The sequence below is a fragment of the Pseudonocardia acidicola genome (assembly GCF_012911935.1).
Classification (GTDB): Bacteria; Actinomycetota; Actinomycetes; order Mycobacteriales; family Pseudonocardiaceae; genus Pseudonocardia; species Pseudonocardia acidicola.
The window spans coordinates 1-12,451 of the sequence record NZ_JAAXLA010000082.1 but is presented as its reverse complement, the minus strand read 5'-3'; the positions used below and the strand labels follow the sequence as shown (position 1 = coordinate 12,451).

The window sequence follows — 12,451 nt, the reverse complement described above, 5'->3', positions numbered from 1 at the left end:
CGCAGGCCCGCGCCCGGGTCGCTCAGCAGAGAGGACACCGTGACCACCACGACCAGCGCGAGGACGATCGCCCCGTCGTCCGGGCCGCTCGCCCGTCTGCGTCGCGCCGAACCCAGCAGCTACATCGTCTACGTCGGCTTCGTGCTCATCGCGCTCGTCATGAGCATCGTGTTGCACGGCGACGGGTTCCTGGCCCGGCAGAACCTGATCAACATCCTGTTGCAGACCGCGCCCATCACGGTCATGGCGGTGGGCACGGTATTCGTGCTGAGCCTCGGAGAGATCGACCTGTCCATCGGGGCGGTGGTCGCTCTGTCGGCGATCATCGCGGCGGTGGAGCTGCGCGACCACGGGCTGGTGGCCGGCATCGTGGCCGGTCTGGCCACGGGACTGGTCGTGGGGCTGGTGAACGGGCTGATGGTGACCAAGCTGCGGCTGCCGTCGTTTCTGGTGACGCTCGGGATGATGGGTCTGTGCGCCGGGCTGAGCCAGCGCATCACCCAACTGCAGGCGGTCCCGTCCACCGACGTGGCCTTCAACGGCCTGTTCGGCTCCGGCAGCCTGGCCGGCATCTCGACGCTGATCCTCTGGTCGGCGGTGTTCGTGCTGCTCGGCCACTTCGTCTATCGCCACACTCGGGTCGGCGCCCATGTGCTCGCCGCCGGCGACAACGTCCGGGCCGCCCGGGTGAGCGGCATCAAGGTCGACCGGATCAAGATCGGCGTGCTGGTGGTCAGCGGGTTGTCTGCCGCGGTGGCCGGGCTCCTCTACACCGGCCGCCTGCACGGGGCGACCTACACCCTGGGCAGTTCCGACCTGCTCACCGTCATCGCCGCGGTGGTGATCGGCGGGACGCGGCTGTTCGGTGGTCGGGGCACCGTCGTCGGCGCGTTGATCGGCTCGCTGATCCTGGGAATGCTCAACAACGGGCTGATCCTGGCCGGGCTGTCCGACTCAGAGCAGCAGGTTGCCCGCGGGCTGATCATCCTCGTCGCCGTGGCTCTCACGTTGCGTGAAGACAAGTCTTGACACCGAACGGAACAGACGCATGTTTCTCGACCTCCTGAGGCGCCGGAACCCGGCTCTTGTCGACGCCGCAATCGCGGCGCACCAAAGTGGTGAACTCCCGGCCAACACGTTCGCCATCGACCTCGACGCGGTGACCGCGAACGCCGCGGCCCTCTCCGCCGAGGCGGCCCGGCTCGGCCTCACGCCCTTGGCCATGACCAAGCAGATGGGCCGCAACCCCGACTACTGCCGGGCAATCATGGCCGGCGGGATCGCGGCGAGCGTGGCCGTCGACATGGAGTGCGCGCGTGCCACGGTGCGGGCAGGCATGGACCTGGGGCACATCGGCCACCTGGTGCAGGTGCCCCGCGCCGAGGCGCGCGCCGCCGCGGACATGCGGCCCGCGAACTGGACGGTGTTCAACGACGAGAAGGCGCGTGAGGCCGCCGAGGCGTCGGCGGCATCCGGCAGGGAGCAGCCGCTGCTCGCCCGGATCAAGGCGTCTGACGACGAGTTCTACTCCGGTCACGAGGGCGGATTCGACGCCGACGGCGTGCTCGCGGTCGCCGACCGGCTCGACTCGCTCGACTCCGCACGCTTCGCCGGCATCACCACGTTTCCCGCGCTGCTGTTCGACCCGCGGACCCGCGCGGTCCGGGCCACCCGCAACCTCGCCACCCTGGAGACGGCCGCGAAGCGGCTGACCGACGCCGGCCGGACGGGGGTGCAGATCAACGGGCCCGGCACCACGTCCTCGGCTGCGCTCGCCGCGCTGGCCGGGGCCGGCGTCACCCAGGTCGAGCCGGGACACGCCCTGACCGGCACCACCCCCTGGCACGCGGTCGAGGACCTGCCGGAACTGCCGGCGGTCTGCTACGTCAGCGAGGTGAGCCACCTGCACGACGGCCGGGCGTACTGCTTCGGCGGCGGCATGTACGTCGACCCCGTGTTCCCGCCCTACCAGGTCCGGGCGGTGGTCGGGCGCGAGCCGGGCGCGACGGCCCTGCTGCCGGCCACGCTGCCGCCGCCGGCGGCGATCGACTACTACGGCCAGCTCGACCTCGCGGACGCTCCGACCGTCTCGGTCGGCGACAGCGTGGTGTTCGGTTTCCGGGCGCAGGCCTTCGTCACCCGCGCCTACACCGCCGGCATCACCGGCGTCGCTTCGGGCCGGCCACGGGTGGTCGGCATCTACGCCGCCGACGGATCGACGACGTCGTGGCCGGCCTGAGCCCCGCGGCCCCGCCCACCTCGTCCGGAAGGACAGCCCGATGACCGACACCGCCCCCGCTCTCGCGCTCACCCGCATACGCAAGGAGTTCGGCGGCGTGGTGGCGATCGACGAGTTCAGCCTGAACGTGCAGCGTGGCGAGGTCGTGGCGCTGGTCGGCGACAACGGAGCGGGCAAGTCGACGCTGATCAAAATTGTGTCCGGCATCTACCAGCCGACGTCGGGCGAGGTCGCGCTCGACGGCGAACCGGTGAAGCTGACCGACCCCAGCGTGGCCCGGCAGCTCGGTGTCGAGGTCGTGCACCAGGACCTCGCGATCGCCGACCACCAGCCGGTGTTCATGAACATGTTCCTGGGCCGCGAGCTGGTCACCGGTCCGTTCCGCCGGCTGGACAAGAAGCGTATGGCCCGCGAGACGCAGACGCTGGTCGACGAGCTCGATGTGCGCATCCCATCCGCGCGCTCGACCATCCGCGACCTGTCCGGCGGCCAGCGCCAGGGCGTGGCGATCAGCCGCGCCACCCACTGGGCGAAGAACCTCGTCCTGATGGACGAGCCGACGGCCGCGCTCGGTGTCGCCGAAACCGCGAAGGTCGAGGAGCTGATCCTGCGTCTGCGGGACCGCAACCTCGCCGTCCTGTTGGTCAGCCACAACCTCGACCAGGTGATGCGGCTGTCGGATCGCGTCACGGTGCTGCGCCGCGGCGTGCAGATCGGCACGCGGGTCACCGCGAGCACGGACAAGAACGTGATCATCTCGATGATCACCGGTCTGCAGACCACGGACGCCTGAGCAAGCGACGGCCCACAGCCCAGGACGACAGGAGGACAGGAGGACAGGAGGACACGATGGCCGGTTCGACGACCTCGTCGCTCAAGCGGGACACGCTCTCGGTGGGCACGTCGGTGGTCATGTGTATGGCGTTCATGGGGCCGGCGACCAGCGTCGCCTTCAACACCGCCCCGGCGGCAGGTGGAGCGGGCCAGGCGCTCCCGTTCGCGCTGCTGCTCGCGCTCGCCGCCTGCTTGCTGGTGGCCAACACGATCGCCGGTTTCGCCCGCAAGCTGCCGACGGCGGGCTTCGCCTACACCTACAACACCCACGCGTTCGGGCCCAGCGGCGGCTTCCTGTCCGGCTGGTTGCTGCTGATTTCCTACGGCATGGTCGGCCCGATGTTGTTCTCGGCCATCGGCGCGTTCGGCTCGGATTTCCTCGCGGCGCAGTTCGGCTGGCACGTCGCGTGGGAGGTCATCACGCTCGCGTTCGTCGCGATCGTGTGGGCGATCAACGCCTCCGGCGTCTCGCACTCGGCGAAGGCGGCGATGATCTTCCTGGTCATCGAGCTCGGCGTCGTGCTCGGACTGGCATCGACGATCCTCGGCAAGGGCGGTGCCGGCGGGGTCAGCCTGGCAGCCTTCGACCCCGCGCGCTCGCTGGCCGGCATCTCCGGCCTCGGCACCGGGATGCTCTGGGGCGTGCTGATGTTCATCGGCTTCGAGTCGGTGGCCACCCTGGGTGAGGAGGCGAAGAACGCGCGGCGCACCGTGCCGCTGGCGCTGTTCAGCGCGGTGATCGTCATCGGGCTGTTCTACGTCTACACCGCGTTCGCCTCCTCCAGCGGGTTCGCGAGCGGCACGCAGTTCGCGGCGGACTCGAGCCCGTGGACCACTCTCGCGCAGAAGTTCTGGGGCGGCACGGCCGTGCTCACCTTGACCGTGATGGCCAGCCAATTCGCGAACGTGATCTCGGGTTCGAACGCCATCGTGCGCGTGATCTTCGCTATGGGGCGGGAGTCGATCCTGCCGCGCGCCCTCGGCCGCGCCAGCTCCCGGAACACGCCGGCCGTCGCGCTCGGTGCATACATGGTGTTCTCGGTGCTGTTTGCGCTGCTGGTCGGGCTGAAGTACGGCCCGTACGGTGTCTACGGCTTCGCGGGAACCGTGCTCGGCCTCGGCATGGTGTTCATCTACATCGTGATCAGCATCGGCGTGATCCGCTTCTACTGGCGTCGTCACCGGGCGGAGTTCTCTGTGGCGCGCCACGGCATCCTGCCCGTGCTCACCGCCCTGATCATGCTGCTACCCGTCTACGGCCAGCTGGACCCGGCGCCTGCCTATCCGAACAACCTGGCGATCTGGCTGATCGTCGGGTGGATGGTGGTCGGCGCCGTATACCTGGGGTACCTGCACCGCCGCCGTCCCGCGTTGATCGGGGCCATGGGCAAGGCGTTCGAGGACACCTCCGACTCCCGGCAGCCGGCCGCAACCGTCCCGGCCCCGCCCGAGGGCGCCAGCCCCGCCGTCTGACCCCGCGCTCCCGCGTCGGGGGCCGACCAGTGAGGAGACACCGCCACATGAGCGTCGTGCAGACCGTGCTCGGACCGGTCCCGTCCGAGGATCTTGGCCGGATCATGCATCACGAGCACCTCCTGTCGCTGGTCCCCGGACCGTGGCTGTCCGGTGGCCGGCCCGACGCGCGGGTCACGGCCACCGGCCTGAAGCCGGACCCGAACGAGACGCGGTACGCCGACGACCAGGTGCGGCACGCGGTGACGGCGCTGTCCGGGCTCGCCGCACTCGGCATCGGCACGGTCGTCGACCTCAGCCCGTACGGGGTGGCCGGGCGCGACCCGGTCGGCGCGAATGTCGCCCTGCTGCAGCGGATCTCGCGCGAGTCCGGCGTGCACGTCGTGGCCGGTAGCTCGGTGTACCTGGAGGCGTACAGCCCGCGCTGGACGGTCGAGGCCGACCTGCGGCAGATGACCGAGCGCTTCGTCGCCGACGCTGCGCAGGGCATCGGCACGAGCGGGGTGCGTGCCGGCATCTTCGGCGAGCAGGCCACCAGCCTGAACCGGATCACCGCCCATGAGGAGAAATGCCTGCGGGCCGCGGCCCGGGCCCAACGCGAGACCGGTCTCGGCCTGACCACGCACACGACGCACGGGACGATGGCGCTGGAACAGCTGGAGATCCTGCGTCAGGAGGGTGCGGACCTCGACCACGTCGTGATCGGCCACATGGACACCCGCGCCGACCTGGGCTACGTCCGGCAGGTAGCCCGCACCGGCGTGCACATCGCCTTCGACACCGTCGGCAAGCAGAACTGGGACTTCGTTCTCGAGCCGGAACCGCACGACCAGCCGGACGGCGAGATCGCCAAGCAGGCCTACCACCGGTCCGACATCACGCGCGCGACGCGGCTCGCCACCCTGGTCGCCGAGGGCTTCGAGGACCAGATCCTGCTCGCACAGGACCTCACCGGCGCAGAGGTCTGGATGAACCCCACCACCCACGGCCAGTGGGGCTACAGCTACCTGGGTGCATCGTTCAGCACGCTGCTGCTCGAGCACGGGATCACCGAGAAGCAGATCGAGAAGATGCTGCTGACCAACCCGGCCCGGCTGCTGCAGACCACCGCGCGACCTTGACAGCCCGGCTGCACGATCCGGGTGCCCGCCTCCACCAGTTGGCGGGGCGGCCGGTTCGGATGAACCGGTCTGCTCCCGGGGACGAGTGGGGCGTGGTAGTGGTAGCCGCAGGCCGGCGAGTGTGGTGAGCAGTGGTGTCCGCCCGCCCCCTCAGTGACGCCGTTGCCGGCGAAGGTCCTTGGAGGGCTGGCTTGATGGCTGAGCACCACGCGATTCGCGGCACCCGAGCGGGGGTCAGCGGAGGCGGCCCGTTCGGGGAGCTGCGGGACGGGCCGTGGGCGCCGCGGCGGCCGGTGTCGTATTGGTGTGCCCAGGGCCATCACACCCAGCTGGAGTTGGCGGTGTCGGCCGAGGTTCCCGGGCTGTGGGACTGCCGGTGCGGCCTGGCCGCCGGCCAGGACCAGACCCAGCCACCCGAGCCGGTGGGCGAGCGGCCGTTCAAAACCCACTTCGACTACGTGCAGGACCGACGCACCGACGCCGAGGGTGAGACGCTGCTGGCCGAGGCGCTGGCCCGGCTGCGCGCTCAACGAGACAGCTGACGACGGAAGAAGTGCCGGCACGGGTGTGAATGCCCGGCCCATAGCCCGATCGGACTACGCCCCGAATCGCCCTCGTGCCGCGACAGGGATGAGTGGCGTCCCGGCACGCACCTTCAGTTCCCGCACAGCCCACCGGGTCGGCCGACGGCTCGGTCCTGCGGGCCGCTACACCCCACTCGCGTAGCGGGCGCGCAGCGCTTCGACCGCGCGCAGCGCGGCGTGTAGCCGGTGCCGCGGATCCAGCGCCAGCACCGCCGGGGCACTACGCAGCTCGGCGGCGGCCAGCCCGGCCACGGCCAGCGTTGCGGGGGTGAGCGCGTCGGCGGTGTAGTCGGCGGCCAGCTCGTCGAGCCAGGTCCCCTCCCCCGGTGGCGACGGCGGGTCGTCGTCGACGCCGGGCGGGTCCTCCGGGTCAGACTCCGGCTCGTCCTGTGTGGTCATCTCCGCGAAGCGCCGAGATTGGGCGAGGAGCCCGGCGAGCACCGCGCGGATCTCGTCGCGGTGGGCGTCGATCCAGTCCTGGCGGGCGTCGGCGGCGCGGGCCTCGCGCCGCGCGGTGCGGGTGAGTTGTTCGTCGGGCCGGTCGTACTCGAGCAGCGCGTCGAGCCGGTCCAGGCGGTCCTGCACGCCCTGCCGGGTGGTGATCCCGAGCGGGGCGCCGAGCTCGGCGAGGGACAGTCCGAGGTGGCGGCCCTGGCGGAGCAGCCGGCGCTCGGTGCGGCGGTCCTCCCACCAGCACCACGTGGACAGGACGAGGGCGTCGGCGTGGTCGGCCGCGGACACCCAGCGGGGCACCCCGGCCGGCCCCCGGCCCAGCACATAGGCGACCACGTCGCGCGGCTCGGACCCCATGCCTGACCTGCGCGGATCGTCGATTCGGGCGTGCCGGCGGGCGATCCGGGCCAGCGCGGCGTCGCGTTCGGCGGCGGTGATCCGCGGTGGGGTGGCCACGGTGTCAGCATTTCACAGACGCTGAACCGGACACGGAGCCGGACATTTCGCCGGGCCCGCGTGTCGCGCCGGGACCTGCGGTCCGGCGCTGCTGGGGTCCGATAATGTTCAATTATCGGGTCCCAGAAACCGCACCTGCGGGCCCCACCCGGAGGGAGGCCGGCATGCGCGGGCCCTGTCATAACAACGGCCGTCGGGGCGCCCGGGGCGACCGTCGGGACGCCGGTGGGCCCGCGCACGCCCCGGGCGCCGCCCGGTGAGCCCCGCCGAGGAGGCCGACGCCGACCCCTCCGCCGCTCCCCGGCCGGTGACCCGCGCCGGGTCCGCAGAGCTGCGCGCGGTCCCCGACGCCGGTCCGGCGGCGCCCGCCGTCGCCGCTGCTGCTCCGGGCCCACTGGCCGAGCCCGGGACCGCCCGCGACGCCGCTCCCCCACCGCCCGCGCCCGCGCCGGTCCGGCGGCCCCCGGCACAAGTGGAGCCGGGCCCAGAAGAGGGCGCGATCCGCCCGGCGCAGCCGCTGGATGAGCGGGTGGGCGGGTATGCGGCCGCCTCCCGGGCGACGAACACCTGGCGGGCCTACCGCGGCGACGTGGCGGCGTTCGAGCGCTGGTGCGCCGCCCAAGCCCCGCCGGTCGCGGCGCTGCCGGCCAGCCCGGCGACGCTGGCCCGGTACCTGGCCGACCAGGCCGGGCGGCTGCGCCCGGCCACGCTGGCGCGGCGGTGTTCGGCGATCGCCGCCGCACACGACCTCGCCGGGCACCCCTCGCCGACCCGGGACCAGCAGGTCAAGACGGTGCTCGCGGGCATCCGCCGCACCCACGGCACCCGCCCGACCCGGGTGCAGCCGGCCCGCCTGGACGCGTTGCGGGCCATCCTGGCCACCCTGGACCCGGCCCGGCTGGCCGACGCCCGGGACCGGGCGCTGCTGCTGATCGGGTTCGCCGGGGCGCTGCGCCGCTCCGAACTCGCCGCGCTCACCGTCGGCGACCTGGTCGAGGACCACGACGGCCTGCGGGTGTTCATCGCCCGCTCCAAGACCGACCCCGACGCGGTCGGCGCCACCCGCGGCCTGGCCTACGGCGCCCACCCCGCCTCCTGCCCGGTCCGCGCCTGGCGCACCTGGCTGCGGCGCAGGACAGACGCCGCGGACCTGGGAGCCGGCGCCGGACCGGCGGCCGACCCCACCGGGCCCCCTCCCCCCGCACCGGCCCTTCGGCCCGCGGCCAGCGCGTTCGTGCCGGTGGATCGGCACGGCCGGCTCGGGGAGCGGGGGCTGTCCGACCGGGCCATCGCGAAGATCATCGCCCGCCGCGCCGAGGCTGCCGGGCTGCCCGGGCACTGGGCCGGGCACTCGCTGCGCCGCGGGTTCGCCACCACCGGCTACGCCCACGGGGCCAGCGAGCTGGCCATCATGCGCCACGGCCGGTGGCGCTCCGCGTCGGCGATGCGCGGCTACATCGAGGAGGGCTCGGTGTGGACCGACAACCCGACCACCCGCCTCGGCCTCTGATCGCCCCGCGGCCCCGGTCACCGCCCTCGTCACCGCACTGGCCACCGCACTGGTTACCGCAGTGGTTACCGCAGCGGTCCCTACAGATGTCACCGCAGTGGTCATCGCACGTATCACCGCAGCGCCCACTGCGGTGATCACTGCCTAACTCACATATGTAGCCGCATACGGTGCGTCATACGGTGCCGTCGATGGCTGCTCCCGTGTTTCCGCGGCTGCGCCCGGGGCTGCTGGCGTATCACTGCTGTCTGCCACGGCCACGGCCGCATCCCCTGATGGCTCCACATCCTGTGCAGAGGCCGCGTCCTCATCATGTTCTCCTGATGTGTCACCCGCGGCGGGTACCGCTGCGCGCTCATCCGTCGCCAGATGTGGTGCCTAATGTTCGTCGCCGTCATGTGCGCCGTCCGTGGCCCAATCGGCGTCTGCTGCCGTGGCTTCACGTGGTGCCTCCGGCGTGTGCACATCGCGTGCCCCGGCCACGTCGCTATCTGGGTCCTCGGCTGGCATCACCGCGGGTGCCACATCCGTGGCATTCGCTGTGGACAGACATGTGTCCACAGCCGAGCATCCGTCGCCTGACGCATGTTCTGCACCGTCAGGTGACCGCTATCGCCAGACATCGGTTCCACCAGATGGGGCCCCCGCTGCAGCGTTGTCTGAATGCACTGATCTCGTGCCACGTCGCTCACCGGATGTGGCCACCGCCGCAGCTACCGATGTGGCCGCCGACGTGCCAGCGGACGGCGTGTGTGCGCGGGCCACCGATGCTGCCACCGCAGCGATACCATGCTTGCCGTTCGATACGGCACCGTCCTCGGCCACCGCGGTGCCATTACGTGCGTCAGCGGACGGGGCAGGACATGGTGCATCACATGTGGCCACCGCGGTGCCCACGTCGCTGGACACAGCGGGTCCCACCGACGCGCGCACACAGCTGGCATCTGCGGTGGCCGCGCATGCGTTCGGCGACGCCTCCGCAGAGCCGGCACACGATGCGGAACCCGCACCGGCCGCAGCGTGGGGGAGTGATGGGTCCGTAGCGGAGGTCACAGAGGCGGCCGCAGGCGTGTCATCGTCCGGGCCCGCAGCGGTGCCGCTACGCTGCGCCACGGCTGTGGTCACCGCCGCGGCCACCGTGCACCCCGCAGCCGCGCCGTCCGCGACCGCCGCATCCGCGGCCGCCGGTGGCAGCGCAGCCGTGGGCACCGCGGACCGAGCAGCAGAAACAACGGACGAGGGGCCGGACCGGCCCGCGGAAGGTGGTGGCGATGGAGGCCGATCCGGCGACGCTGCAGCGGGTGGTGCTGGTGGCCAATCAGAAGGGCGGGGTGGGCAAGACCTCGATCGTCACCGCCCTCGCCGGGCTGATCGCCCGCCCGGACCGCCGGGTACTGGTGGTCGACGCCGACCCGCAGGGCAACGCCACCACCAGCGACCTCGGCATCGACGGCGACCGCGGCCGCAGCCTGATGATGGCCCTGCAGTACGGCGAGCCGCTTCAGGTGCAGCGCGACGTCCGGCCCGGCCTGGACGTGGTCCCCGGCGGCCCGCTGCTGGCCCAGATCGGCGCGCTCACCGCCACCGCCGCGCAGACCGGCCTGGACCTGGTGGCCAACCTGCGCGCCGCGCTCGCGCACACCTGCGCCGCCGGCGGCTACACCGTGGCGCTCATCGACTCCGGGCCCGGCGACGCCCCACTGCTCGACGCGCTGCTGCGCACCGCCCGGTACCTGGTGGTGCCGACCAAGGACGACGACGCCTCGCTCAGCGGCGTCGAACTGCTCGCCCTGCGCTACCTCAAGGCCCGCCAGGAAGGCGCCGCCGTGCAGCTGCTCGGCGTGGTGCTGTTCGACGCCAACCCCCGCGCCACCGCCCGCAACAGCCAGGTCCTCGCCGACCTCGACGACGTGCTCGCCGGCTCCGGCGCCAGCAGCTTCTCCACCATGATCCGCTCGGATCGGGCCGCCGCGCTGGACCTGCGCGCCGCGCACCTGACCCCGGCCGAGCTGGTCGCGGCCAGCGCCGCACAGAGCAAATCCCGGCTCGCCAAGCTGCGCGGCGGGGGAGGCCGGCACCGCGCCGATCAGCCCGAGCCGACCGCCGACAACGACAACGGCGGCAATGGCGAGGTGCGGCTGTGGTCCCGCGACCCGTCCGGGCTGGCCAGCGACTACCAGGCCCTGGCCCGGGAGCTGCTCACCCGCATCGCCACCGCCGAGACCGGAGCCCCGGCATGAGCCGTCGCCGCCCCGCCTTCGACCCCACCCGCCTCGACGACCTCGACGACCTGCTGCCCACCCCATCGGTCCCCGCCACCCCGCCGTCGGCCGCACCGAACGGGGCACCCGCCGCGGCACCGTCCGCGGCGCCGGAGGTTCCCACCCCGACGGGCCCGGACCCCGACCAGGGGCGCGGCACCGCACCGGCTGCGGCCGCCCCGGCCCGACGCAGCGCCGAACCCCCGGCGCCGCGACAGGCCCGAGGCCAGGGCGGGCGCCCGACCCGGGCCCGCACCGCCGAGCCGCGCCGCCAGCCCGAGACCGCCGACCCGGGCCGGGTGCCGGTCGCGGTGCGTATCCCGCGCACCCTCTATGACGACATCAACACCCGGCTGCTGGCCGGGCCGGAACGCCCCTCCTACGGCCAGCTGGTCATCTGGACCTGCGAGGACCACCCCGACGAGGTGGCCGCCGAGGTCCGCGCCGCCCGCCCACAGCCCGGCTCTCGGCGCCCCCGCGGCCGCCGGCTGGCCGCCGACACCGTGCAGGTCACGCTCCGGCTGACCCTGGAGGAGCGCAACCTGGTCGACGACATCGGCGACACCGTGCGGTCCACCCACCCCGGGCTGGTCACCCGCACCGAGATCGCCACCGCGGCGCTGCGCCTCGCCCTGGACGCCGATCCATCCTCCGATCTGTCCACTTAGGCGCTGCCCGACGACCCCGCATATGGGCCCACATACACGCTCACAGATGCGACCGAGTCTGGGGCAAGCCGTGCGGCCCCGGAGTCGGCGGGAGACAGCCGACCCCGGTGGCGCACTGCGCCCAGGCCGGCCGATTCCGGGCGGCGGGCGGCGGGGCGAGGCCGAGCGACTGCGCGGCCCGATACTCACCGCACGCCGAACCGGCAGCCGACAGGCGGGCCGGCCGGTGGGGCTGCCCCCACCTGCCGACGGGGCCTTCCTCGGGTTTTCGGGCGGGCTCCATCGCGAGATGCAGGCGTCAGGCCCGATCCTCGTCCCTGCCAGAGGTGATGAGCTGATCGAGCCGGAAGTCCCGTGTGGACCCACCTCAGCCAGACGTGCTGGAGGCACGCCGTCGAGCGCACGGTCACGACGAGGACCCGGGCGTCCGTGGCCCTGCTCAGCGTCGGGCGCTTCGACCTGTTGAGCGCCCCGTCGGTGCTGGCGCTCTCGACCGCGGGGACGGCGACCCGGTGGTCGCCGCTGACCTCACTGGTCTCGGAGCCGCTCGGCCCGCGGCAGACACCGAGCGTGGTAGCGCCGGCTCGCGTCGCACCTCAAGACCAGAGCGTCGCGGTGTAGGACGGATGGCCCCCGCGGAACCGGCGGCTCCCAAGGCGGTTCCCCGTGTAAGACACATACGCGCCTATCGCCGAATCCGAAGACGAACCCTCATATGACCCCACATACGCGCTCACGTCGGCATGGTGCAGGCAGACGGGGCGGACCCGTGCGCGGGGTCAGAGCACCAGGCCCGCAGCCCCGACGATCACTCGGTGCCTGCTTCCGGACGGCCGCAGGCCAGCACGTTGC

At 72.6% G+C, this 12,451-nt stretch carries 11 protein-coding genes; 10 read left to right on the top strand and 1 reads right to left on the bottom strand.

The features are described from left to right. Positions 1–39: 39 nt before the first annotated feature. The 6 genes from HF526_RS29290 to HF526_RS29265 all read left to right on the top strand — a co-directional run bounded on the left by HF526_RS29290 (position 40) and on the right by HF526_RS29265 (position 6,209). Positions 40–1,029 carry an ABC transporter permease gene (locus tag HF526_RS29290; RefSeq protein ID WP_338051837.1) on the top strand — a complete coding sequence of 330 codons (990 nt, stop codon included), beginning with the start codon at positions 40–42 and terminating at the stop codon, positions 1,027–1,029. Between the two features lie 19 nt (positions 1,030–1,048). Further along, a complete protein-coding gene (locus tag HF526_RS29285) occupies positions 1,049–2,239 on the top strand; it encodes an alanine racemase (protein ID WP_169384819.1) in 1,191 nt (396 codons plus the stop codon). Between the two features lie 40 nt (positions 2,240–2,279). After that, complete coding sequence (locus HF526_RS29280; RefSeq protein WP_169384818.1) at positions 2,280–3,032, top strand: ATP-binding cassette domain-containing protein; 753 nt, start codon at positions 2,280–2,282, stop codon at positions 3,030–3,032. Between the two features lie 56 nt (positions 3,033–3,088). Further along, positions 3,089–4,546 (top strand): APC family permease, encoded by a 1,458-nt coding sequence (locus HF526_RS29275; RefSeq protein ID WP_211177969.1) that lies wholly within the window; start codon positions 3,089–3,091, stop codon positions 4,544–4,546. A 47-nt stretch (positions 4,547–4,593) separates the two neighbouring features. After that, positions 4,594–5,667: a phosphotriesterase family protein gene (locus tag HF526_RS29270; RefSeq protein ID WP_169384817.1), complete on the top strand. Its 1,074-nt coding sequence runs from the start codon at positions 4,594–4,596 to the stop codon at positions 5,665–5,667. 194 nt (positions 5,668–5,861) lie between these two features. Beyond that, on the top strand, positions 5,862–6,209 hold the full coding sequence (locus HF526_RS29265) for an RNA polymerase-binding protein RbpA (RefSeq protein WP_169384816.1): 348 nt from the start codon (positions 5,862–5,864) through the stop codon (positions 6,207–6,209). Positions 6,210–6,374: 165 nt separating this feature from the next. Here the strand turns inward: HF526_RS29265 and HF526_RS29260 are convergent, their stop codons facing one another. After that, positions 6,375–7,160, bottom strand: a complete 786-nt coding sequence (locus tag HF526_RS29260; RefSeq protein ID WP_169384815.1) for a hypothetical protein — start codon at positions 7,158–7,160, stop codon at positions 6,375–6,377. Positions 7,161–7,416: 256 nt separating this feature from the next. On the opposite strand from HF526_RS29260, the gene HF526_RS29255 reads away from it, so the two are divergent. From HF526_RS29255 to HF526_RS29240, 4 genes are all read left to right on the top strand, one after another. Next, entirely contained in the window at positions 7,417–8,670 is a 1,254-nt protein-coding gene (locus tag HF526_RS29255; RefSeq protein ID WP_338051836.1) for a site-specific integrase, read from the top strand. 1,271 nt (positions 8,671–9,941) lie between these two features. Then, positions 9,942–10,910: a ParA family protein gene (locus tag HF526_RS29250; RefSeq protein ID WP_169384814.1), complete on the top strand. Its 969-nt coding sequence runs from the start codon at positions 9,942–9,944 to the stop codon at positions 10,908–10,910. Continuing rightward, positions 10,907–11,599, top strand: a complete 693-nt coding sequence (locus tag HF526_RS29245) for a hypothetical protein (RefSeq protein WP_169384813.1) — start codon at positions 10,907–10,909, stop codon at positions 11,597–11,599. Before HF526_RS29250 ends, HF526_RS29245 begins: the two co-directional genes overlap by 4 nt. A gap of 354 nt (positions 11,600–11,953) precedes the next feature. Beyond that, positions 11,954–12,220 (top strand): holin, encoded by a 267-nt coding sequence (locus HF526_RS29240; RefSeq protein ID WP_169384812.1) that lies wholly within the window; start codon positions 11,954–11,956, stop codon positions 12,218–12,220. The last annotated feature ends 231 nt before the right edge of the window (positions 12,221–12,451 follow it).